The 25115-nt window shown below is 32.6% G+C and carries 17 protein-coding genes and 1 pseudogene; 5 read left to right on the plus strand and 13 right to left on the minus strand.

Annotated features, from left to right (window positions below):
- Positions 1 to 339: 339 nt before the first annotated feature.
- The 11 genes and pseudogenes from JBL43_RS05700 to JBL43_RS20475 form a co-directional block, all read right to left on the minus strand.
- Entirely contained in the window at positions 340 to 2721 is a 2382-nt protein-coding gene (locus tag JBL43_RS05700; protein ID WP_198840495.1) for a penicillin acylase family protein, read from the minus strand.
- Between the two features lie 46 nt (positions 2722 to 2767).
- Complete coding sequence (locus JBL43_RS05705) at positions 2768 to 6523, minus strand: transglutaminase domain-containing protein (RefSeq protein WP_198840496.1); 3756 nt, start codon at positions 6521 to 6523, stop codon at positions 2768 to 2770.
- A gap of 77 nt (positions 6524 to 6600) precedes the next feature.
- Positions 6601 to 8370, minus strand: a complete 1770-nt coding sequence (locus tag JBL43_RS05710) for a cytochrome c oxidase subunit I (RefSeq protein WP_117881767.1) — start codon at positions 8368 to 8370, stop codon at positions 6601 to 6603.
- 22 nt (positions 8371 to 8392) lie between these two features.
- Positions 8393 to 9439, minus strand: coding sequence for a cytochrome c oxidase subunit II (locus JBL43_RS05715; protein WP_198840497.1), 1047 nt, complete (start codon positions 9437 to 9439; stop codon positions 8393 to 8395).
- 19 nt (positions 9440 to 9458) lie between these two features.
- Complete coding sequence (locus JBL43_RS05720) at positions 9459 to 10856, minus strand: quinol:cytochrome C oxidoreductase (protein WP_198840498.1); 1398 nt, start codon at positions 10854 to 10856, stop codon at positions 9459 to 9461.
- Between the two features lie 26 nt (positions 10857 to 10882).
- Entirely contained in the window at positions 10883 to 11476 is a 594-nt protein-coding gene (locus tag JBL43_RS05725; RefSeq protein ID WP_198840499.1) for a c-type cytochrome, read from the minus strand.
- Between the two features lie 96 nt (positions 11477 to 11572).
- Entirely contained in the window at positions 11573 to 12097 is a 525-nt protein-coding gene (locus tag JBL43_RS05730) for a DUF3341 domain-containing protein (protein ID WP_198840500.1), read from the minus strand.
- A gap of 2 nt (positions 12098 to 12099) precedes the next feature.
- Entirely contained in the window at positions 12100 to 13851 is a 1752-nt protein-coding gene (locus JBL43_RS05735; protein ID WP_198840555.1) for a helix-hairpin-helix domain-containing protein, read from the minus strand.
- A gap of 22 nt (positions 13852 to 13873) precedes the next feature.
- Positions 13874 to 16966, minus strand: coding sequence for a TAT-variant-translocated molybdopterin oxidoreductase (locus JBL43_RS05740; RefSeq protein ID WP_198840501.1), 3093 nt, complete (start codon positions 16964 to 16966; stop codon positions 13874 to 13876).
- Between the two features lie 153 nt (positions 16967 to 17119).
- Positions 17120 to 18310 (minus strand): c-type cytochrome, encoded by a 1191-nt coding sequence (locus JBL43_RS05745; RefSeq protein WP_407921051.1) that lies wholly within the window; start codon positions 18308 to 18310, stop codon positions 17120 to 17122.
- Positions 18302 to 18715: pseudogene (locus JBL43_RS20475) on the minus strand (c-type cytochrome); the annotation flags it as partial. The gene JBL43_RS05745 and the pseudogene JBL43_RS20475, both read right to left, overlap by 9 nt.
- Before the next feature lie 148 nt (positions 18716 to 18863).
- On the opposite strand from JBL43_RS20475, the gene JBL43_RS05750 reads away from it, so the two are divergent.
- The 3 genes from JBL43_RS05750 (at position 18864) to JBL43_RS05760 (ending at position 20726) form a co-directional block, all read left to right on the plus strand.
- Positions 18864 to 19271 carry an SPOR domain-containing protein gene (locus tag JBL43_RS05750; protein WP_198840502.1) on the plus strand — a complete coding sequence of 136 codons (408 nt, stop codon included), beginning with the start codon at positions 18864 to 18866 and terminating at the stop codon, positions 19269 to 19271.
- Between the two features lie 96 nt (positions 19272 to 19367).
- Positions 19368 to 20390, plus strand: a complete 1023-nt coding sequence (ruvB, locus tag JBL43_RS05755; protein ID WP_138948467.1) for a Holliday junction branch migration DNA helicase RuvB — start codon at positions 19368 to 19370, stop codon at positions 20388 to 20390.
- A 108-nt stretch (positions 20391 to 20498) separates the two neighbouring features.
- Entirely contained in the window at positions 20499 to 20726 is a 228-nt protein-coding gene (locus JBL43_RS05760; RefSeq protein ID WP_198840503.1) for a hypothetical protein, read from the plus strand.
- Between the two features lie 86 nt (positions 20727 to 20812).
- Here the strand turns inward: JBL43_RS05760 and JBL43_RS05765 are convergent, their stop codons facing one another.
- The gene (locus JBL43_RS05765; RefSeq protein ID WP_198840504.1) at positions 20813 to 21229 is read right to left on the minus strand and encodes a DUF2141 domain-containing protein; all 417 of its coding nucleotides are present in this window, start codon (positions 21227 to 21229) and stop codon (positions 20813 to 20815) included.
- 135 nt (positions 21230 to 21364) lie between these two features.
- Positions 21365 to 21490: a hypothetical protein gene (locus JBL43_RS20335; RefSeq protein WP_262896261.1), complete on the minus strand. Its 126-nt coding sequence runs from the start codon at positions 21488 to 21490 to the stop codon at positions 21365 to 21367.
- Positions 21491 to 21625: 135 nt separating this feature from the next.
- Between JBL43_RS20335 and queG the strand changes: the two genes are divergently transcribed.
- Both queG and JBL43_RS05775 read left to right on the plus strand, forming a co-directional pair.
- Positions 21626 to 22561, plus strand: a complete 936-nt coding sequence (gene queG / locus JBL43_RS05770; RefSeq protein ID WP_233098699.1) for a tRNA epoxyqueuosine(34) reductase QueG — start codon at positions 21626 to 21628, stop codon at positions 22559 to 22561.
- Positions 22562 to 22627: 66 nt separating this feature from the next.
- Positions 22628 to 24907 carry an NADP-dependent malic enzyme gene (locus JBL43_RS05775; RefSeq protein ID WP_198840505.1) on the plus strand — a complete coding sequence of 760 codons (2280 nt, stop codon included), beginning with the start codon at positions 22628 to 22630 and terminating at the stop codon, positions 24905 to 24907.
- Positions 24908 to 25115 lie beyond the last annotated feature (208 nt).

Here is a 25115-nt window from a genome sequence, read left to right on the forward strand (position 1 = left end):
ACTTTATTATCGATTTGGGTACTACTGAAATTTTACTATGCATCTACGAAAGTAGTTTTTACATGATTTATTTAAATGTCTTATCTTATTACTACATTAAATTCAATTGACAATTTATCACGTTATTAACTGACTTTCAGTATTTTAATTACTAAAATAAATTATATTCAATTCAAAAAAAAACCTTCCTAAAATTAGGAAGGTTATTATATTTTTAAATAATAATACATTCCCAATTACTGCCATGAAATAATCACGACATTAAGAATACTATTATTGACTAAATTTCTTGTTTTCATTTCTTATACAAATGTTACTAAATAATTTTAAAATTCCTAATTAATTGGTTGATTTAAACTCTAACTTCCGCTTAAATCCTTTAATTACCTTTTCATTCAAAAGCATAGGTACAAACTCCCCTTTATTATACTTTTCAGCTTGGTCTTTATAATGTTTACTCAGTACATTACCCGATTGCCCTGTTGGCAATATGCTCATGCTATTTTCTATATCAGAAAAGTCGACAACTCTTCGAGTTGACGGACCAAATGTAACTTGATAATATCCTGTACTATCCAGCTTAAATCCTAAATTATTTATTACTTCTGAACCTCCATTAATTTCGAAAGGTCCAACATTAAAATAGCTTCGTAATGCCGCAATTTCACCCATAGGATGTTTGTGCTCAACAGTGTGTACTTTATTCCACGTCCATTCATCAATTGATTTCCCCAGTTGGTTTTCTAAAAAAGAAATCGCATCTTTTATAGATTTAGTAATAATATTTTGTTTTGTTTCTACCTTGCCTTTCGTAGTAATATCATCCCACCAAATGGAATTGTCTTTTGCCATTTGAAATGCATTCATTCTCTTTTGTAACCGGGTATTTATAAACTGATTAAAACTAGACCCCATTTCATCCTTAAAAGTATTGACTAAAAATGTGTATATAAAGCGATTGTAAATCGTCGGAGCGATACTTTCTAACTTATAATTACCATCCCAATTTTGTAAAATTTGAATCGCTTTTTTTTCATTATCATTAAAATCATCTGCTTTTATACTTGTTAAAACATTCTCCACTATTGATGGTGTTACAGCACTGGTAACATCATTAATCATAACCATTACATCTTCTTTGGTGAAATCGTTTTTTGCTTCTAACAATTGTACAATCCGTTTCGCTCTATCTTCAGGTAAATAATAGCCAGGATACAACCTTCCATCAATAGAATCAGGTTGATTATTGGCGGAATACACATAGTTGCTTTTCGGATTTATGGCTTGAGGGTTCTGAGAAAAGTCTAAATATTCAACTTTTTCATTTGTTCCACTAGCTCCATTTAATATGACTTTTGGATTTACACTATCATTCAATTTATATAATTTTGCTGCTGCAAACCATGCTACATTGTCATCAGCATCGCCATACATAATATTTAAACCCGGAGCATGAATTAATGCAGCGGCCGCTTTAAAATCGTAAAGTGAAATTGAATGAGACATACCGTAGCAAGCATCTAAAAGTTTATTATTTAATTTGGTATATATCCAATCCATAGCTATAGGTCGCTCATCTGTAATGTGCTCAATAATACCATTCATTAGTGGACCGTGCCTACTTACTTTTATTTGATATTTGACCGATTCTGCATCTTTAACTTTTATTTCTTTGTCAATTACCTGATAGGTTTCAAACCCATCAGCTGTTTTATATTCATTTTCATTTTGAGGATTATTTTCTTCGTAATAAAAATCCACATCATCGTTTTCAAACATGGTAATACCATAACCGTACGTTCTATTATGACCGAGTAATGGAAATGGAGTTAAGGCCAAATTATAACCATACAACTCATAATTAGGTGTTTTTATATGCGATTCGTACCAAACCGAAGGTTGACTAAAACCAATATGTGGGTCATTTGCTAATATAACTTTACCATTTTTTGTTTTCTCAGCTCCAATAACCCAGCTATTACTTCCAATAAAAGGCGAAATGGGTAAATTTTCATAGATATCATTTACTGCATTGGCCAATCCTTTTTCTAAAATAGGGTTTACTTCATTTTTAATAAGCGTTGAATTTTCGGTAATGGGTATATTCAGTTCTTTTAAATAATCTGCACCTAATTTCCCCTTTATTTCTGTCAATAAGGGGTCTGTTTTGTGAGCAATTGCAAAACTGAAGGCCATATAACCAAATACATTATAAACGTCGTTTAAAGTATATTCTTCTTTGTCTAAACCCACTAAATAAAACTCTATCGGTTTTGGTCCATTTTTAATAAACTGATTGATACCATCTATATAAGCCATGGTCTGTTTATAAGCTTCAGAGTCTTTGTTTAAGTTGGCAATGGTTTTTGCTGATGCTTCTTCAATGCCTAATCCTGAAAAAAACTTGTCTGTTCTGATTAATTTTTCTCCGAACAATTCTGACAGTCGTCCGGCAGCTAATCTTCTAATAACTTCCATTTGCCATAATCTATCTTGGGCATGCACATAGCCTAATGCTCTTCGAGCATCTAACTCATTTTCAGCGTAAATATGAGGTACTCCATAATCGTCATAATACACTTCTACCTTATCAGATAATGAGGTTAAGTTTAATTCTCCACTATAAGTAGGTTTTAAGTGTTGAACAAAAAAGTAAAGAGCAATCCCTATTAAAACAATAAGTAGCACTAAATATTTAAGTAGTTTTTTGACGATTCGCATAGGTTAAGATTGTTTTCTCAAATATAGGAAAAACCTTGCCGTCTTCTTATTTAAAGCCGATAAATGCTTCTTTAGCTTTTATAATGTTAGATACATATAGTCTAAACTCTTCATAATCATCAGTAGAAATATTATTCTTAATATCAGTAATCGCATTAATGTCAACTTTCAACTCCTGATCACTTATCAATTTGTAAGAAATGGCGTATGAATGAGATTTAAAATTGTAAGCAACACTCTCGGGTACCTCAACAAAATTTTTACCTTCAGGAAGTATTATATTATATGATGTATTATAATTATTAATGGTTTCATATTGTGTATACTCAATTGGAAAACTTCTTTTTTGTAAATTAATTATAGAATTTTCGAAAACAACAGAAAGAATTGGTAGTTGAAAAACAATAATAGACCCTAATTTTTTATTTTCATTATCTAATGCTAGCTTAGTATTATAGCTTATGCTAGACATGCCTCTTTTGGCTTTTATATTATGAATAGTATCAATGACAATGTTATTATTTAAACTATTTTCAAAATCTTTTTGAAGGTCTTTCTTTATATTCTCATAATTTGGGTTTTCAAATAAACCAACATAATAAGAACTGGCAGCACCTGATATTTTTGTATGAACATCCAATTTTATTTTATTATCAACAAATTGGATTGTTGCTTTACTCGAAATTACTGACGGACTATCAGTAGATTCTGGTAATTTAAATATATTATTTTCCTTATCTTTTTCAGCTTTATGAGGTATTTCTAAAGCTGTAGCATTTATAAGACTTGTGGGTAATGATTTAAAAGGTAAATTCTTATTTGTTAATTCCAAATAATACCCTTTATTATCTATCATTACTTTGACTATACAATGATTAAAATCTTGAGAAGGCAATATTGTCGATTTTTGTCCGAAATCATTGGTTAATATTAATACTAAATTAGAGTCCAAACCCGCTTTTTCAGCCAACGTTACAAATAAAGTAGAAAAATCTTTACAATCGCCAAGTTTCGTAGAGATTGTCTTTGAAGGTTTCTGAGGAATAAAGCCACTTTGGCGAAACGAAACAGAGCTATAATTAAAGTTATTCATAATGTAGTAATAGATCTTCTTTGCACGTTCTTCTTGAGATAGCCCCATAATCCCCTGGGGAAATATACTATTATATGCACTTTCAACTTCAGCATTTACAATTTTCTGTGAACGTACTAAATCAGAATACCAATTTGATATTTTACTCCAATTTTCTATTGTGCTTATATGAAGATACCGCACAATATCAACATTATTAGGCATATAGCTCTCTTCTTGACTTATACCAGGGTCATTTTCTAAAACCCATGTGTATTTGGTATACTCACCAACTTTATCTTTGATTAAATCTAACTCTCCATTCGCAATTGTATAATTGATATTAATATTTTCTGGAACCAGAATTGTATAACTCGTTTTTAAACATGGGTGAAACGAATCAAATTGATAATAATCGGTATAATCTTTATAAAACCTTCCTGTACCTATATCAGAATTCTCATATTCTATATAAACAACATCTCCAATTTCTAAACCTTTAAAGACTAAACTACTACCCTTTTTGTCAGCTGGTACTAAACTTTTATCTTTTTTAACTAATTCAGTTTTTATAAACCTATAATTTCCTGATAAGCCTAAATCATATTCTTTAAACCTTTCTACTCCTGCTTCTGCTGTAATTTCATAAACAAAAGTAAGTCTATATTTACCTCCACCTTCTGCATATCTTAATACTATGGCATCATCTAACAATATGTTATATCCATAATTATTAGTCTGTATTTTATTTCTATTTGTTGCTATATAATTATAAAGATCTTTTATATGCTGCTCTTCTATAACGTCTTTGGTATTAGTCAAATCATGTATCTTTTTACGAATACTATTATTACCACTATCATAAGACAACGATTTTTTATAAAACCTAATGGCTTCATCTTTCTTTCCTTGCTGCACTAAAATATCAGCCTTTAATCTTAAAGCTTCAAATGAATAATTATAATTCTCAATAGCCTTATTAACAAAAAATAATGCTTTGTCATATTTTTGATAACTAATTAATTTTTTCACAAGTTTGATGATTGAATAATTATCGAAACTGAAATTTTTATAAATAGCTTCGTACAATTCAATTACCTTTTCTTTCTCGTTTAATTTTTCATATTTATTAGCAAGTAAAGTTATAGTTGCATCATCAAAATAGTTCGCATTAATATTCTCTAAAATATTTATTGTTTTTTTATCATCGCTTAAAATTGTTGAATAAAAACTACCATAAAGTCGTTGCATATATACCCAATCATTCGAAACTTTCATTATTCTATCAAGTGAACTTCTAATGGCTGTTTTGTCCATTTCTCTAGATTCTAATATTAAGTTACTTGATAATTTTAATATTTCGTAATTAGTAGCCTTTGAAAATTTATCTAAAAACAACTGTAAATCATCTATAGATAAACTAGAAAGTTTATTATTGTCTTGCAAATCAAACATTAACGACATATAATAATCAGGATCATCTAAAATCATGTTCTTTTTTAGATTATTAACCGTTGTAATATCATTCTCTAGTGTATACGCCTGGATAAGGTCTTTTCTTATAAAAGAACTCTTTATATACTTTTCATTAAGAGGTAATAACAACTTTTTTACTTCAGTGTATTTCCCATTTCTAATATAGAATGACATTAGTGCATATTTATATAGAAAATCAGAAGGATGTTCCTTTATTTTTTTCTTAAAAAAAGCTTCTACTGGATGTTCCAGTAATTTTGCATCTAAATTTACTAAAGTAGATTTGTTGTATTTACTATAATCACTTTTGTCCGTGATATTACTTAATGTTTGCCCTTGCATGTCGGTAATCCTGGCAATCAAATATGTAGAGGAAGAACTTTCTGCATTTTTTATCAAGAGTCTATTTACTCCTTTAGATAAATTAAATTCAATATTATAAGCGTCCAAATCAGTATTAACATCATTCGTATTCTCAAGAATTAAGACATCATTTACCCATACTTTAAAGGCAGAAGAATTACCTAGTTTCAATATTACTCTTTGATTAATTTCAGAGGTAATAAATGTTTGTGCATAATGAACTCCAGCTCCATATTCAGAGTGGTTAGACATAAACTGGTAAGATTCTTTCCCAATATTTTTAGGCGTATACCAATTTATTTTACCATTACTATTTGCATCAAAGTCCAATTCACTATACGGAGTCGTTTCAGGAGCATAAATCACATCTAAACCACTTTGATTTAAATTTTCAAAAACACCACAATATTGCCATCTTTTTAAAGCTGGTATATCATCAATGTACGTTTGATATGTATTAAAATCTCGTTTCTCTCTGCTAACAATTGCTTTTAAATAATTGACTGCATTTTTAATTGTAGGTGTGCTAATTGTAGTCGTGTTAATTTGTTTCAGAAACCCTCTCGTGGAACTATCAAATCCAGAATGTAAATAATTTTTAAAGAAAAAGTTTTTATTCCAAAAAGCATAGAGATAATATTCATAATTGTTTTTCTTTAAAATTTCACTTAAGAATTCTTGGTCATTCTCTAATCCTCCATTCTCCAGAGAAATTATTCTTTTTAGTAATAAACTTTCAATATTACTAACTTCAGTGCCCTTATTATAACTATTTAAAGCTTCTTGTCTCTCATTATTTAATATTTGTTTCCATTCCTGAGAAAGCTCTAATTCTTGTGCATTGACAGCTATTGAAAGTAACAATATGACGATACTAAAATATTTCTTCATTCTCATAAGGTTATTTATAACAAATCAGCCCTAGTAAAAACTAAGGCTGATTATATAATTAAATATTATATTCATTTCTAAAATTCTTCTTCGCCATCGCGAATTGGAACTGTTTGTGGTGTAAAATCTTGTCCACCCCATAGGTCTCCGTTTTCATCAATTTTACTATAGTCATATGGCCAACGGTGCACTGCTGGTATCTCACCTGCCCAGTTACCATGGATGTGGTCTACTTCAGTAGTCCACTCTAATGTATTTGCATGCCAAGGGTTTTTAGGAGCTCGTTTTCCTTTGTAAATACTAAAGAAAAAGTTTGCTAAAAATATAATTTGTGCCAATCCACCAATAATAGCAAAGATGGTCATTACTTTATTAATGTGTAATAAATCATCAAAAATTGGGAATGCGGTATTGTTATAATAACGTCTTGGTAAACCTGCTAGACCAATAAAATGCATTGGAAAAAACACTCCATAGGCAGAAATTGCTGTTAACCAGAAATGTAAATAACCCAAGTCTTTATTCATCATTTTTCCATACATTTTAGGAAACCAATGATACACACCAGCAAACATTCCAAAAATAGCAGATACACCCATTACTAAGTGGAAGTGAGCTACTACAAAATAAGTATCATGCACGTTAATATCAATAGCACTATCTCCAAGAATTAATCCTGTTAGCCCTCCTGTAATAAAAGTAGAAACAAAACCAATAGAATACAACATGGCAGGGTTCATCCGTAAATTACCTTTCCAAATCGTGGTTATCCAGTTAAATGCTTTTACAGCAGATGGTATGGCAATTAATAAGGTTGTAAATGTAAACACAGAGCCCAAGAATGGATTCATACCTGTTACAAACATATGGTGACCCCAAACGATTGTAGATAAAAATGCAATTGCGATTATAGAAATAATCATCGCTCTATATCCAAATATTGGTTTACGTGAATTCGTTGCTAATACTTCAGACACAATACCCATTGCAGGTAAAATTACAATGTATACTTCAGGGTGCCCTAAGAACCAAAACAAGTGTTCAAACAAAACTGGAGAACCTCCTTTATAATGTAATACTTCACCCGCTATATATATGTCTGATAAAAAGAAGGAAGTACCAAAACTTCTATCCATTATTAATAATAATGCTGCTGACAATAATACTGGAAATGAAACCACACCAATTATTGCAGTAACAAAAAATGCCCAAATGGTTAATGGTAACCTTGTCATTTTCATTCCAATAGTTCTCAAATTTAATACCGTTACGATATAGTTTAATGCTCCCATTAAAGATGAAGCAATAAAAATAGCCATAGATACTAACCACATCGTCATACCTAATCCAGAACCTGATATTGCCTGAGGTAATGCACTTAATGGAGGATAGATTGTCCAACCAGCATTAGCCGGTCCTGTTTCAATAAACAATGACAACAACATGATTACACTCGATAAAAAGAATAACCAATATGATAACATATTAAGAAATGGAGATGCCATATCTCTAGCACCAATTTGAAATGGTATTAAGAGGTTACTAAAAGTACCACTCAATGCTGCCGTTAATACAAAAAATACCATAATGGTACCATGTATTGTAACTAAAGATAAATACATATCTGGTGTCATAACACCACCTTCACCAGCTCTACCCAAAAAAGCTTCTATTATGCTAAAAGATTGTTCCGGATACGCTAATTGTAAACGAAACAACATAGACATAAACACGCCTATACAACCCATAACAATACCTGTAATTAGATACTGCTTAGAAATCATTTTATGATCTTGACTAAAGATGTACTTCGTTACAAAAGTTTCTTTATGATGATGATCTGACATATTCTAAAATATTTATTTTTTATTATTTATTTTTTATTTGGGCAAAAGTATTTTGAGTTGCTAACCATTTATTAAAATCAGCCTCTTCATCAACAACTATTTTCAATTGCATATTGTAATGTGAAGATCCACAAATTTTATTACATAAAATTAGATAATCAAATTCTACAGCTTCTTCACCTTTTTCCTTTCTAAGTTCGTTGATGGCTTCGAACTTCGCCTTAGTATCCTCATTCAAACGCATTTCAGCAGTTGTTACTACTGGTGTAAAAGCGATTTCAGTTACCATACCAGGTACAGCATTCATCTGAGCTCTAAAGTGAGGCATAAAAACAGAATGCAATACATCTTGAGAACGAATTTTGAATATTACTTTTCTTCCTTTTGGAACATGAAGTTCTTTTACAAACTTACCTTCATTTACAACCAACGGAATATCATCGGCAGAATTCTTATCAGTCATATCAACACCCATAGTGTTTGTTCCTTCGATAAAACGAACATTCGCAGAACCTAATTGGTTATCTTTTCCAGCGTAACGTGCATCCCATTGAAATTGCTTACCGTATAATTCTATAAATATTGGATCTTTTGCATCTGACGAATCCATAACATTATTCCATGTCCAAATACCATAGATGATTAATCCTGAAAGTACAATCGTGGGTATAACTGTCCAAATCGTTTCTAATTTATGGCTATCAGCAAAGAAAAAAGCTTTTCTATCGTCAATTCCTCTATACTTAAAGCTAAAGAAAAATAACAAAAATTGCATTATAAATTGAACAACCAAAATCAATGTCATGGTCATTACAAACAAGTTGTCTATATGATACCCTTCTTCTGATGCCGATGCTCTTGGTAACAATACATCTTTAGCACCATACATGCTATATATCATTAACCCATAAATAAAGCCCATAAGGCCCAACATTAACCATCCGTTAATGTTATTTTCTTTTTCTGTAGCTGTTTGATTATCAACTTTCGTTAAGCCTAATAATTTTACAAATTGCCAACAAGCAACAATTAAAACTACAAAAATGATAATAAAAAATAGTGCCTTCATCTGTTATGCTTGATATTTTTTAATAATGGAAAACTTCACTTTCTTTAATAAATGGATTCTCTTTAGGAAGCAACGGTGCTTTTGTAAGTGAATTAAACACTACAAAAATAAACAATCCTGCAAAGAATAATAATGCTCCTATTTCAGGAATGCCAAAATGCCAATGACTACCTACTGTACCTGGTGCAACCATTACAAACACATCTAAATAATGACCTGTTAATATAATTAAACCTGCCAATACAACAAACCATGGAATTCTTTTGTAATCACTATTCATTAATACTAAAATAGGAAATACAAAATTCATAATTAACATACCAATAAATAAGGGTTGGTATTCGCCTAATAATCTAGGATAAAAATACGTTGCTTCTTCTGGAATATTTGCATACCACTGTAACATAAACTGTGCATACCAAAGGTATGTCCAGAAAATACTAAAGGCAAACATATATTTTGCTAAATCATGAATATGACTATCATTAACTTGAGGTAAAAAACCTCTAGACCTTAGATAAATCGTTACTAATGCTATTACAGTGATTGCTGAAACAAACATACTTGCAAAAACATAGAATGAATATAATTGACTAAACCAGTGATGATCAATAGACATTAACCAGTCAAATGCCATAAATAATTCTGACACTAAGAATACCACTAGGAATACTACAGAAAGATTAAAACTCCTTTTGAAATATTTTAAATCACCAGACTCATCTTGTAATCTAGAATTTTTAAGGATAAAATGTCTAAAACCAATCCAGATTGAAACGTAAATAACAGCACGTATTAAAAAACCTGGTATGTTTAACCACCAATCTTTTGTTTCCATAGCAAAATCAAAATTTGCCGCTGTTGGGTCTGCACTAGCATACATCCATGCAAACATGTGATTACCATGCATTGCTGATGCTACTAAAAAGGCTAGTACTATTAATGAACCAATCCCTATATAGCCTGTAACACCTTCCATAACTCTAAACAATAATGGCGACCAACCTGCACTTGCTGCTCTTTGAATGGCATAATACACCAACGCACAAACACTGATCAGTAAAAAGAAAATCATAGGTACATAAATAGCAGTCCAAGGTCTATTCTGAGCCTGCATTAATACATGTTCGTAATGTCCAGCATCATCACCATGCTCACCTGCAGCTTCATGATCGTTCTCTGTGGCATGTTCGCCTTTTATTGCACCCGTTACTTCATGAACATCTTTGGAAGCATGGTCGTCAACTTCTGTATGCTCTGCAGTGGCAGCTCCATGCGAATCTTCCGCATTATGCATCATTGCTTTTACGTCATCAACGGTTTTTGGTGCTGTGAAAAAGCCATAACCTATACCTAAAGCACCAATAATAATTAGTACTAATGAAAAGGTCTTTAATCTACTTGAAAATGTGTACATATCTTTTAATTCTTGCTAAATCAATATTATTTTAACAAATCTTTTCTTAATTGTTCAACATAGGCTGTAACTTGCCAACGCTCTTTCTCATTTAACTGTGAAGAATGCGATCCCATTAAGTTTCTACCGTACATAAGTACATGGTAAATACTTCCTTCTGTAACTTCTCTATCTTTATAGTTAGGAACACCTAAAAACTTCTCATTTTGCACAAGTACACCCTGACCATCACCTTTTGTTCCATGACAACTTGCACAATAGATACCATAAAGATATTTACCTTGTTTCAAATTGTTTTCAGAAATGCGTACTATTGAATCTGTAGATGCTTTTTCCCATAATGGTGAGCGAACAGAATCTTTTGCATACTGATAACCAATTTCAGAATTTGGAACATCATAAGTACTTTTACCTCTTGCGATAGTTCCATCAACCGGTAACTGAGCAGATATACCATTCTTAAACACAGGGTTTGTAGAATAGGTTTCATATGATACCGCGTTATACATGTCAGTATCACCCATATATTGAACTTGTCTACTTCTTTTACTATCACCAGCACAAGAAACCATCAGCACTAGTAGAGTTACAATTGAAGTATATTTTATAAAGCTTTTCATGTATTTATATTTATAATTTTTTAACGGTCACATGCTGTTCGCAAATAATCATTCTTTTGAGGGATAAAATTTTTAACATGCTCGTTTCATCTTATATTAATGTTTTTCCTTTACTGATATTTCTTCAGCACCTGTTTTTTCTAATAATGCAATTAGTGCATCTTCATTTCCGTCAACTGCAACTTCCATTAAAAACTTATCATCAGTAGTTCTAGGATCTGGATTGTCAGCTGTTTGAAATGGCCAAATTTTACTTCTCATATAGAAAGTAATCACCATTAAGTGAGCCGAAAAGAATACAGTCATCTCAAACATTACAGGCACAAAAGCCGGCATGTTTTCTAAAAAACTAAAACTAGGCTTACCACCTATATTCTGTGGCCAATCTACTATCATTATATTATTTAAAAACCATATAGAAAAGGCTAAACCCGTTACCCCGAATATAAATGCCATTATAGCCAATCGCGTAGGTGGTATACCCATTGCTTTGTCTAAACCGTGTACTGGAAAAGGTGTATAAACCTCATCAATATGATGGTGTGCTGCTCTTACCTCTTTTACGGCATTTAAAAGCACATCATCATCATCGTATAATGCATGTATTACTTTAGAACTCATAATTACGATTTAAGTTTATTAGCCTGTCCTGCCCAATCATCTCTTTGTGCTCTTCCTGGGAAAGAACCCGTGATTGAATCTAACAAGTCATATTCTTTATTTGTCATTTTGCTAACCTGTGCAAAGGTGTAAATACCTATTTGATTTAGCGTTTTCTCCATTACTGGACCAATACCGCTGATCTTTTTAAGATTATCTGCCTTATCTTTTGCAGCATCAAAAGTACCTAAACTTTCAAGTAAGCTATTTGTTTTAGCTTGTTTATCATCTACATCAACTATTGGTTTCTCAATAATTTTTTCTTCTTTAACAATTTCTTGTTTGATGACAACTGGTTCTTTTTTAACTTCAGTTTTTACAGCACTAGGATTATCTCTTTCTCTTTTAAAATTATTACCTGATGATTTTAAGATAGACTTAACCTCTGCTTGTGCAATGACTGGGAACGTTCTAGCATACAATAAAAACAGTACAAAGAAAAATCCTATAGTTCCTACAAAAATACCGATATCGACAAATGTTGGTGAAAACTGTGTCCATGATGATGGCAGATGTCCTCTACTCAAGTTGATCACAATAATATCAAAACGTTCAAACCACATACCAATATTAATGAAAATAGCTATTATGAATGTCCATATATAATTTCTTCTAATTTTCTTAAACCAAAATAGTTGCGGAATAATAGAATTACAAATTATCAATGACCAGAATGCCCACCAATATGGTCCTGTTGCAGCACCTACCGATAAATACACAAAATCTTCATAACTACTACCTGTATACCAACCCACAAAAAGTTCTGATAAATAAGCAACCGTAACAATACCTCCAGTTACTAAGATTACTTTATTCATGTTTTCAACATGTACTCTTGTAATATAGTCTTCTAAGTTACTTACTTTACGCATAATTAATAATAGCGTCTGTACCATTGCAAAACCAGAGAATACTGCACCTGCAACAAAGTAAGGTGGATACACCGTACTATGCCAACCTGGTATTACCGAAGTAGCAAAATCAAATGATACAATTGTATGTACAGAAAGTACTAATGGAGTTGCTAAACCTGCTAACACTAAAGAAACTTCTTCAAAACGTTGCCAGTCTTTAGCTTTACCGCTCCATCCAAAACTTACCAAACTGTAAATCTTCTTTTGAAATGGTTTCGTAGCTCTATCTCTAATCATAGCGAAATCAGGTAACAAACCTGTCCACCAGAATACTAATGATACTGATAAATACGTAGAAATAGCGAATACATCCCATAATAATGGCGAGTTAAAGTTTACCCATAACGAACCTAAAGGATTTGGTACTGGTAAGGTATAAAACCCATTCCAAATTCTACCCATGTGTATTAATGGGAACAAACCAGCTTGAAAAACCGCAAAGATTGTCATTGCTTCAGCAGAACGGTTAATACCCATTCTCCATTTTTGACGGAATAATAAAAGTACCGCAGAAATTAATGTACCAGCATGACCGATACCTACCCACCATACAAAGTTGGTAATATCCCAAGCCCAGTTAATTCTGTTGTTTAGACCCCAAACACCAATACCTGTACCTATGGTATAAGCGATTGATCCAATACCCCAAAGAAAGGCTATCAATGCAATTGTAAAAGCTATATACCAACTTTTATTGGCTTTACCTTCAATTGGAGCGGCTACATCTAAAGTAATATCATGGTAACTTTTGTCTCCAGTGATAATTGGCTCTCTAATAGGTGCTTCGTAATGACCCATAATTATATACTATTCTTAATTATTATTATGATTCGTTTGTGTTTCTAATATCCACTTGATAGAATACATTAGGTTGTGTACCTACAAAATCCAATAAATGGAAAGTTCTATCATCTTCTTTAATATGTGCTACTTTACTATCTTTATCATTAACATCTCCAAACACCATGGCACCAGTACTACATGCATTAACACACGCTGTAGTAAACTCTCCATCCTTAACAGGTCTTCCTTCTTTTTTAGCTTTTAATATGGTAGCTTGAGTCATTTGAATACACATAGAACATTTCTCCATTACCCCTCTAGAACGTACTGTAACATCTGGGTTAAGTACCATTCTACCTAGGTCATTGTTCATGTTATAATCAAACTCGTTATTATCAAAATATTTAAACCAGTTAAATCTACGTACTCTATAAGGACAGTTATTTGCACAATAACGAGTACCAATACAACGGTTATATGCCATCTGGTTTTGACCTTGACGACCATGAGATGTTGCTGCAACCGGACAAACTGTTTCACATGGTGCGTGATTACAATGTTGACACATTACAGGTTGGAAAGTAACATTAGGATTATCAGAAGGATGCGTTTGAGCATTAAAATACGTACCCGTACCAAAAATACCTTCTTCTTTCCCTCTCTCTTCAGTCATATCAGAAGAATAATATCTATCAATACGCAACCAGTGCATATCTCTACTCTTTCTGATTTCATCTTTACCAACAACAGGAACATTATTTTCTGCATGACATGCTACAATACATGCCGCACAACCAATACACGTAGCTAAATCTATTGAAAGGTTAAATTTCGTACCTAAAGAATCATCAAATCTTTCCCATAAATCTACTTTCTCCAATGAAACATTTTGATGGTCTAATTGAACATGAGGTTCAGGATTCCAATCGTGTTTTGGCTTATTAACAAAATCATCTAGAGTTGTTTCTCTAATAATTTCATCTCTACCCATTAAGGTATGTTGTAACTGAATACATGCAAATTCATGTTCACCAGCAACCTTTTCAATAGTTACTGATTGATGATTTGAAAAATTTTGATATAAAGGATAGGCATTAACACCTACTTGTAAATCTTTTTGAACTGCAGCAGATTTTCTACCATAACCTAGAGCTAAACCAATACTACCAGGTGCTTGTCCCGGTTGAATATATACGGGTACATTTTCTAAGGATACCCCATTTACGGTTATGTTTGCTAAATCGCCATTTAAGGCTCCATTAGAAACTGTTCTATTGGTAATCTCTTTTGCAATAGCATCAACTCTAGAGATGGTAATATAATTATCCCATGAAGTTCTAGTAATTGGATCTGGCAATTCTTGTAACCAAGGATTATTAGCCATTTGTCCATTACCCATACTCGTTTTAGTATATAATTCCAACTCTAAATCAGCAGGTTTTATAGAAGCTGCCAAAGCCGTTAATGCTCCTTGAACTGAAACTGTTTCCGGAGAAATTTGACTTGGAATCTCTTCATCAAAAATAGCAGTTTCAACAGCATCAGCTACTGTACCAATATGACGAACACCATCGTGTAATGTATTGTTCCATGAAAGTCCTTTTAATACGTTAGACTTCCAATATGCTTTTAAATAATCGTGGTATGATAGTGAACTACCATTCCATTTTAACAATGTATCTTGAAACTGACGTGTATTAAATAAAGGTCTGATTGTTGGTTGTGTTAAACCAAAATGACCTTTCTTAATTCTTACATCACCCCAAGATTCTAAATAATGAGGAACTGCTCCTACATACTGAGCTGCAGATGCCGTTTCGTCATCTCCCATAGAAAAAGCTATAGAGAGTTTTACTTTTTTAAGTGCTTCAACAAAATCAGCACTGTTGGCTAATGTATAAGCTGGATTGGTAAGATAGGTAATCAATCCACCAACTTTACCTGCTTTCATATCCTCAATTAATTGAGACACTTTAGCATCGCTACCACTTCTTACATATTTTGGAGCTACTGTATTTACAGCTTCACTACCAATTGCCTTATTAATAGCCAATGCCAATAATTGAGCATTTTTATCTTGTATTCCAGTTACAACCACTGCTTTTTTACCAGCAGCTTGCAATTGTTTTATCGTTTGCTTTACCCCCTCTTCAATTGAAGTAGATTTTGTTGAACCTCCACCAACTAAAGCGTTATAAACATTTAATAATACTTGTTTTTGTTCTGATGGCTTCACCATATAACGCCTATCTGCGTTACTACCTGTTAGCGATAAGTTAGACTCAATCTGCACATGGCGAGACATTTTTCCGTGATTTGGAATTCTGCTTTTTGCATACCCTACTTCAAAACCTCCACCTTGCCAATCTCCTAAGAAATCTGCACCAATACTTACAATTACCTCAGCTTTAGAAAAATCATAGTCTGGTAATGCTCTCTCTCCGTATAATGTCTCAAACGCATCTAAAGCAGCAGATTCGGAAACTGCATCATAAGCGATATGCTTAACATTAGCATAAGATGCTTTAAAATCTTGTATTAGTTGATTTGTTGTTGGACTCGCTGTAGTACCTGTTAAAAATACAATAGTTTCATTATTGGCTTTTAACGCATTTAACTCAGCCATTGTAGCTTTATCAAAAGTACTCCAATTTACAGGCTCTCCTTTAGCTCTAGGATTTTGTAAACGGTTATTATCATATAAAGCTAAAATCGAAGCTTGTACCCTTGCATTGGTACCCCCTTGATTTCCAGCTAATTTATTTGGTTCAATTTTAATAGGACGTCCTTCACGAACTTTCACTAGTAAGTTGGCGAAATCGTATCCGTTTGCCATTGATGTCGCATAATAATCTGCTACACCTGGTGTAACTTCATCAGGCTTTATTACGTAAGGAATAGATTTAACTACTGGCCCCTCACAAGCTGCCAATGACGCTGCTGCTGTTGTAAAACCAACATATTTTAAAAAGTCCCGTCTTGAAGTTGAAGAAGATTCTAATGCTTCCTTATCACCAAGAAACTCATCTGTTGGTAAATCTTCAGCAAATTCTGATGTTTTTAGCTTTTCAACAATAGAGCTGTTTTCATTAAGCTCTTCAACACCTCTCCAGTATTTCTTGTTTGACGCCATTCTTTGTTTTAGTTATTTGTTATTTAGTTATGGTTATTCGATTAACTCTGAAACCAATTCTAAACTTTTAATTTTAATTCTTTTTTTACTTCGTTTCAGCTACTTCTAAATCCTCTCTCATTTACACATAAATCATTATGTCTACATGCGGAATTAATAGTGACACTTACCACATTCCATACCACCCATTTGTGCTACGGTAACTTTTTCAACACCATATTTCTTGGACAACTCATCATGTATTTTAGCATAATATTCGTTATCTTCAACTTTAACTTCAGTTTCTCTATGACAATTGATACACCATCCCATTGTTAATGGAGAAAACTGTTCTACTTCTTCCATTTCCTCTACAGGTCCATGACATTTTTGACAAGCTACACCTCCAACAGTTACGTGTTGCGAGTGATTAAAATATGCGAAATCTGGTAAGTTATGGATACGTATCCATTCGATAGGTCTTTGTTCATAACCTGCTATATATGCATTTGCCTCTTTATCCCATCCTACAGCATCATAAATTTTCTGAATTTCACCATCGTAAAAAGCCTTATCATTTTCAACAGTTACAGGACCGTTATATTCTGAAATACCTTTATGACAATTCATACAAACATTTACTGAAGGAATACCTGAAGTCTTACTATGCTTTGCTGAAGAGTGACAATATTGACAATCAATTTTATTATCTCCGGCATGTATTTTATGTGAAAAAGCGATGGGTTGCACTGGCTTATACCCTTGGTCGTTACCTATACTCATCATACCCCAATACGCTAAATAACCTACTACTAATAATAAAGCAATTGTTGTAACCAATTTTAGGAATTCGTTTTTACTCATAAAGTAAACCCAAACTACAGCAATAGCTAAAACAAGCATCACCAAATAGGTTGCCCAAGGAATTGGTGTTGTTTCCGCTACTGAACTAACTTCTTCTCCACCTATCTTTTTAGCCTCTAAAATTGACGAATGTTTTGTGTATAATAAAATAGCATCGATATCTGCATCTGACAATTGAGGAAAAGCGGTCATCGGTGACCCACCATATTCATCAAAAATAGCAATTGCATCAGCATCACCGCTAGCTCTTAAAGCTGCATTATCTTTAATCCATGAATGTAACCATTCATCTGATCGTCTATCTTGTACTTTCGCTAAAGCAGGCCCAATCAATTTTGAATCTAATTTATGACACGCCGCACAATTGGCATTAAAAGTCTTTTTACCTTTAATTACTTCTAAAGAATCAATACCCAAAGAAGCTGCAGTTACAAAAGCAGCATCACCACCTTCAACCTTTTCAACAGGCTTATCATCTGTATACGCTAAAACATCTTTAATATCTTGATCTGAAAATTGAGGATATGCCACCATTGGCATTTTATTATACTCTTCATAGATTGCTATTGCATCAGCATCTCCAGTAGCTCTAAGAGCTGCGTTATCTTTAATCCATGCAATTAACCAATCCTGCTCTCTTCTCTCAGTAACACCTTTTAACGGCGGTCCTATTAACTTACTATCCAATTTATGACAAGCAGCACAATTAGCATTGAATATTTTTTTACCATTATCAAGATTAGCCTCTTGAGCAAATATCTGTGATGTAAAAAGTAAAACAAAAGTAAGACTAGAAACGAGTATTCTTAAGATTTTACGGTGTTGATTCACACTTTTCATATTATAAAATATATTATCTGGTGTCGTTTTGGTACGATTTTTTCTATTCAAGAAATGAAAACGCATTCTTAGAAAGATTTGACAAAAATAACATTATTTGGATACAAGCAAAATCTAAAAATAATGTTAAATGCAATTTATAATGGTTCTAAATAACGAATGATATGTTAAAGCTAAAAACAAAATTTTAAATTTGCCAAAACAAAAACCTATAATGAAATCATTTTTAAACAGATACAGCATAGCAATCTTTATAATATCACTATTAAGTACTAACCTTATCATGGCACAGCAAGAAGGGAACTTAAAAATAGTAAGCAGTGAAAGTATAAAAAACATCGTAGCTAAAAAAAGAGCACATAATAAAAACACAACAAAAGTTAAAGGGTACAGAATTCAGATATTTTTTGGAAGTGAGCAGGGAGCCTATAAGGCTCGTGAGGAATTTAACACCTTATTTCCTGATGCCTACTTAAAGATTGAGAATTTTCCACCGGATTGGAAAGTACGTGTTGGAAACTACAAAACACAACTAGCGGCAGATAGAGCTCTCGTTGAAATTAAAGAAAATTTTGGTGGAGCAATTGTGTTAGCCGAGCTAATTGATGTGCAAAGAGACTAAAGTAATTTAACCTTATAGTTCTATTTACGAGAAAATAAATAATTAACGATTTTTGAATTTTATAATTTGTGAATCAAAATAACTTATTTTTGTTCAATGAATGAAAACCTAAATCCTTCCGATGAAAATTTTTCAAATGAAGAAATTGACGTTGAAAAACAATTACGACCGTTAAATTTTAATGATTTTACTGGACAGGAGCAGGTTCTTGAGAATCTAAAAATTTTTGTTGAAGCAGCCAACCTTAGAGATGAAGCTTTAGACCACACTTTATTTCATGGACCTCCAGGATTAGGAAAAACTACATTAGCTCATATTTTATCAAACGAACTCAACGCAAACATTAAAGTTACTTCTGGTCCTGTGTTAGATAAACCAGGTGACTTAGCGGGGCTTTTGACCAATTTAGGAGAACGTGATGTCTTATTTATTGATGAAATACATCGTTTAAGTCCTATAGTAGAAGAATACCTCTACTCTGCCATGGAAGATTATAAGATTGATATTATGATCGAATCTGGGCCAAATGCCCGAACTGTTCAAATCAACTTAGAACCGTTTACACTAATAGGTGCAACAACAAGATCTGGTTTATTAACCGCTCCAATGCGAGCTCGTTTTGGAATTAACAGCCGTTTAGAATACTATCAAACTGATTTACTAACAACAATTGTACAACGAAGTGCCACTATTTTAGATGTACCTATATCTATGGAAGCCGCAATTGAAATTGCTGGAAGAAGTCGTGGTACACCTAGAATTGCAAATGCCCTTTTACGAAGAGTTCGCGATTTTGCCCAAATAAAAGGTGATGGTACTATTGATATTGGTATTGCAAAATTTGCTCTAAAAGCGTTACACGTAGACGCTCATGGTCTAGATGAAATGGATAATAAAATTCTTATCACCATTATCGATAAATTTAAAGGTGGCCCTGTAGGAATTACAACACTCGCTACTGCAGTTAGTGAAAGTGCCGAAACTATTGAAGAAGTTTATGAACCCTTTTTAATTCAGCAAGGTTTTATTATGAGAACTCCTCGAGGCAGAGAAGTAACTGAACATGCTTATAAACATTTAGGCAAAATTAAAGGAAGTGTTCAAGGTGGTCTTTTTTAACGATAATTGGGTAATTCCCTTTTAAAAAAGGGTATAAACCCCTTTGTTATTTAAGGGATAAACCCCTTGACAACTGATAATTAGCATTGTAGTTTTACAACAAAAACTATGAAAACTTCTGCTTTCCTGATTATCTTAATTTTATGCAACACCTCTGCACTACTTTCAGAATCGATTTCACATTTAGTTAGGGATGTAAATCCATGGCTATTTGTTGCCTTGGAAATATTGCTTGTACTTGGCTATTATTTCAATAAAGCAATAAAAGAAATTAGACAAACATTAGATTTTGACCGTAACCATTTAAACTTGCTTGTCACAAAATCTAAAAAATAAATTGAAAATGTTGGTTTGAATAAACTTTTTATTTACTTGTTCATAAATCAACATAAGTTAACGACATCTTGAAAACATATTATTCTCTAGTTACTTAGCGTTACTTCAACGGTACGGTCTTCCGCCAATGAAAATTTGCAAGACTCATAAGAAGGTGCCGAAAATTTTGGTTTTACATTATTTGAAAACCCATAAGGTTCTTTGGGAATTCCAAGGAAATTAAGGTTAAATTCATCATCAGAATTTTCATCATGAAACATCGAAAAAGCATAATCACCTTTTGGCAAATCATTGATTTTTATAATTTCTGTAGTATTTTTAACTGTTATATAATAATGCTTTATTGCGGCTTCTCGTTTTAAAAAATTTTCCCCCTTATTAAAAACCCCAATTCTAATTCTCCCTTCAAGTATTCCAATATTTTCTATCTGAATAGTCAACTCAGGATTTTCATAAGAATCATTGCTTGTTAAAAGGATAAAACATATTAGTAAGTAGTTCATTATTGAAGTATTTAAATTATAAAAGGTCAATTTGTTTTGCAATATACTCAATAAAAGTTTGATAATTTTATTAATAACTAAACTATCCAATATCAATAGTATTAAAAACAACACAAGAAACCTATTTTCTTAAACTTACAATAAGTAAACTCTAATCAATATCCAATATACTTGTTCAATAGGTATCCATTCCGATACTTCTATAGTTTTAGACATAAAATGTGTTGTTATAGAACCTGCATTTTTATTATTAAATTGCATTTTTAAAAAATAAAGTACCTTTAAAAAATAATAAAATATTATGTTAATAACTTTGACTTAAAGAAGAGCAAATAACTTGAAACAGACTTAAGTGAAATCTTTTTTGTCATTTCATAAATAAACAGATTTTCAAATTTGATATCAATAAAAAATAATGCCACAACGTGGTCATCACTCATTAAAGCAGAAGCTAAACGTCTTGGCTTTCTTTCCTGTGGCATTAGCAAAGCTGAATTTCTTGAAGCTGAAGCTCCTCGATTAGAAAAATGGTTAAACCAAAATATGAATGGTGAAATGTCCTATATGGAAAACCATTTTGACAAACGGCTTGACCCAACAAAATTGGTAGAAGACTCTAAATCGGTAATTTCTTTACTCCTTAATTATTATCCCGAAAAAGAACAAGTTGATCATACTTTTAACATCTCTAAATATGCCTATGGCACAGATTATCATTTTGTAATAAAAGACAAACTAAAAAATCTACTTACCTTTATTCAAACTGAAATTGGAGAAGTAAACGGTAGAGCTTTTGTTGATTCCGCCCCTGTATTAGATAAAGCCTGGGCTGCAAAAAGTGGCTTAGGGTGGATTGGCAAACACAGTAACCTGTTAACCCAACAAGTGGGTTCCTTTTATTTTATTGCAGAACTTATTATTGACCTCGACTTAAATTATGATGCACCAACAACTGATCATTGTGGCACTTGCACGGCATGTATTGACGCCTGCCCTACTCAAGCAATTACCGATCCCTATGTTGTAGATGGCAGTAAATGCATTTCCTATTTTACGATTGAATTGAAAAATGAAATCCCCAATTCTGTCAAAGGTCAATTTGACGATTGGATGTTTGGTTGTGACATCTGTCAAGATGTATGCCCATGGAATCGCTTTTCAAAACCACATCAAGAACCGCTTTTTAATCCACACCCCGAACTCTTGGAAATGACAAAAAAAGACTGGACTGAACTCACTGAAGATGTATTTAAAAGAGTATTTAAAAAATCAGCCGTTAAGCGAACAAAATTTACAGGTTTGCAACGCAATATTAGATTTTTAGACGAATAGTACTAAATTTGTAAGCTTATATCAAACTGGCCTAACCAGTTTGTTCGTTTAATCAAATCTTTTTTTATGGATAGTCGCAAGAAAAAAAATGAAGCTTTAAAATACCATGCTTTCCCAAAACCCGGAAAAATAGAAGTGGTACCAACAAAAAAATATGCAACACAACGTGATTTATCATTAGCCTATTCTCCTGGAGTTGCTGAACCTTGTTTAGCCATTGAAAAAAATCCATCTGACGCTTATAAATATACATCAAAAGGAAATTTAGTTGCAGTTATCACGAATGGAACTGCTGTTTTGGGATTAGGAAATATTGGCCCCTTAGCCTCTAAACCTGTAATGGAAGGAAAAGGCTTACTTTTTAAAATTTTTGCAGATATTGATGTATTTGATATAGAAGTTGACGCTACTGATGTAGATAAATTTGTAGAAACTGTCAAAGCTATTGCTCCAACTTTTGGAGGAATTAACTTAGAGGACATAAAGGCTCCAGAAGCATTTGAAATAGAAAGAAGATTAAAAGAAGAACTGGATATTCCAGTAATGCATGATGATCAGCATGGAACTGCCATTATTTCTGCTGCAGCATTAAAAAATGCCATTGAAATTGCTAAAAAAGACATAACGAAAATACATATTGTTGTTAGTGGAGCAGGTGCTGCTGCGGTCTCATGTACGAGACTCTATATTAAATTAGGTGCAAATCCTAAAAATATAGTCATGTTAGATAGTAAAGGAGTAATTCGTAAAGATAGAGGAACACTGACTACTGAAAAAGCCGAATTTGCTACGGATAGAGACATACACACTCTAGAAGAAGCTATGAATGCAGCCGATGTATTTATCGGCTTGTCTCAACCAGGTATTGTAACTCCAGCTATGATTAAATCAATGGCAGATAACCCAATTGTTTTTGCATTAGCTAATCCAATTCCTGAAATTGATTACAATTCAGCAGTAAAAGCTCGTAAAGACATTATAATGGCAACAGGTAGATCTGATAATCCGAACCAAGTAAATAATGTATTGGGTTTCCCATTTATTTTTAGAGGAGCTTTAGACGTACGTGCCACTAAAATTAACGAAGAAATGAAATTGGCTGCAGTACATGCATTAGCTAATTTAGCCAAACACCCAGTTCCTGAGCAAGTAAACATTGTTTATGATGAAGTTAGTTTAACTTTTGGTAAAGAATATATAATACCTAAACCTTTTGACCCTAGGTTAATCTATGAAATACCACCTGCAGTTGCCAAAGCGGCGATGGAAAGTGGAGTTGCTACGGAACCTATTAAAGACTGGGATAAGTACAGAGACGAATTAATGGAACGCTTAGGTACTGGAAGCAAAGTAATTCGCTTATTACACAACAGAGCAAAAAGCAATCCTAAAAAAGTAGTCTTTGCAGAAGCTGATCATTTAGATGTTTTAAAAGCAGCTCAAATTGTATATGATGAAGGTATAGGTACTCCTATTCTTTTAGGAAGAAAGGAAACCATTTTAGGTCTTAAACGAGAGATTGGTTTTTCAGGTGATGTTGAAATTATTGACCCAAAAACTGATGAAGAAGTAACGAGAAAAAATAGATTTGCCAAAAGTTATTGGAAAGCAAGACAACGAAATGGCATTAAGCTATTAGATGCTCAAAAATTAATGAGAGAACGAAATTATTTTGCTGCTATGATGGTAAATGAAGGTGAAGCAGATGCCGTAATTACGGGGTATTCTAGAAATTACTCTTCCGTTGTAAAACCAATATTAGAGTTAATTGGAATGACAGATGGAGTAACGAGAGTAGCCGCAGCCAATTTAATGTTGACGAAAAGAGGTCCAATATTTTTAGCAGACACTACCATTAATCTAGATCCAACTGCTGAGCAATTGGCAAAAATATCCCAGCTAACAGCATCACTAGCTAAAATATTTCATATTAAACCAAATATTGCCATGCTTTCGTATTCAAATTTTGGATCATCTGACAACCAAAATGCAACCAAAATAGCAAAGGCAATTGAATACATTCACAAAGAATATCCTAATGTGGTTATCGATGGTGAAATACAAGCTGACTTTGCCTTAAACCCAGAAATGCTTAAAAAAGAATTTCCATTTTCTAAATTAGTAGACAAAAAAGTAAACGTATTAATTTTTCCAAATTTGGATTCAGCAAACATTACCTATAAATTAATGAAAGAATTATATAATGCCGAATCTATTGGTCCAATAATGCTAGGTCTTAAAAAACCTGCTCATATTATCCAATTAGGAGCGAGCGTAGACGAAATGGTAAACATGGCAGCAGTTGCAGTTATTGACGCTCAGGAATGTGAGAAAAGAAAATGCTAATTGATTAAAAACAAAAGCAAATCTTTAAAATACAAATAGTAAAAAGACTGATTTCTATAAATGAAATCAGTCTTTTTTTTACATGAGGATCATTATTAATAAAAATTCCAGGCAACCTTGCCTCAATCAATCTTAAAACCTAAAATTCTAATATTATTAAACGTTAAACTCTCAATCGTTTCAACAAATTTTTCGTCATTCGAAATTT

This window comes from Aureibaculum flavum (assembly GCF_016406085.1).
GTDB lineage: Bacteria > Bacteroidota > Bacteroidia > Flavobacteriales > Flavobacteriaceae > Aureibaculum > Aureibaculum flavum.

What these genes read in the sequence shown, in the direction of transcription:
- JBL43_RS05700 (WP_198840495.1), bottom strand. Translation starts at nt 2,721, where the DNA reads ATGCGAATCGTCAAAAAACTACTTAAATATTTAGTGCTACTTATTGTT.
- JBL43_RS05705 (WP_198840496.1), bottom strand. Translation starts at nt 6,523, where the DNA reads ATGAAGAAATATTTTAGTATCGTCATATTGTTACTTTCAATAGCTGTC.
- JBL43_RS05710 (WP_117881767.1), bottom strand. Translation starts at nt 8,370, where the DNA reads ATGTCAGATCATCATCATAAAGAAACTTTTGTAACGAAGTACATCTTT.
- JBL43_RS05715 (WP_198840497.1), bottom strand. Translation starts at nt 9,439, where the DNA reads ATGAAGGCACTATTTTTTATTATCATTTTTGTAGTTTTAATTGTTGCT.
- JBL43_RS05720 (WP_198840498.1), bottom strand. Translation starts at nt 10,856, where the DNA reads ATGTACACATTTTCAAGTAGATTAAAGACCTTTTCATTAGTACTAATT.
- JBL43_RS05725 (WP_198840499.1), bottom strand. Translation starts at nt 11,476, where the DNA reads ATGAAAAGCTTTATAAAATATACTTCAATTGTAACTCTACTAGTGCTG.
- JBL43_RS05730 (WP_198840500.1), bottom strand. Translation starts at nt 12,097, where the DNA reads ATGAGTTCTAAAGTAATACATGCATTATACGATGATGATGATGTGCTT.
- JBL43_RS05740 (WP_198840501.1), bottom strand. Translation starts at nt 16,966, where the DNA reads ATGGCGTCAAACAAGAAATACTGGAGAGGTGTTGAAGAGCTTAATGAA.
- JBL43_RS05750 (WP_198840502.1), top strand. Translation starts at nt 18,864, where the DNA reads ATGAAATCATTTTTAAACAGATACAGCATAGCAATCTTTATAATATCA.
- ruvB (WP_138948467.1), top strand. Translation starts at nt 19,368, where the DNA reads ATGAATGAAAACCTAAATCCTTCCGATGAAAATTTTTCAAATGAAGAA.
- JBL43_RS05760 (WP_198840503.1), top strand. Translation starts at nt 20,499, where the DNA reads ATGAAAACTTCTGCTTTCCTGATTATCTTAATTTTATGCAACACCTCT.
- JBL43_RS05765 (WP_198840504.1), bottom strand. Translation starts at nt 21,229, where the DNA reads ATGAACTACTTACTAATATGTTTTATCCTTTTAACAAGCAATGATTCT.
- JBL43_RS20335 (WP_262896261.1), bottom strand. Translation starts at nt 21,490, where the DNA reads ATGCAATTTAATAATAAAAATGCAGGTTCTATAACAACACATTTTATG.
- JBL43_RS05775 (WP_198840505.1), top strand. Translation starts at nt 22,628, where the DNA reads ATGGATAGTCGCAAGAAAAAAAATGAAGCTTTAAAATACCATGCTTTC.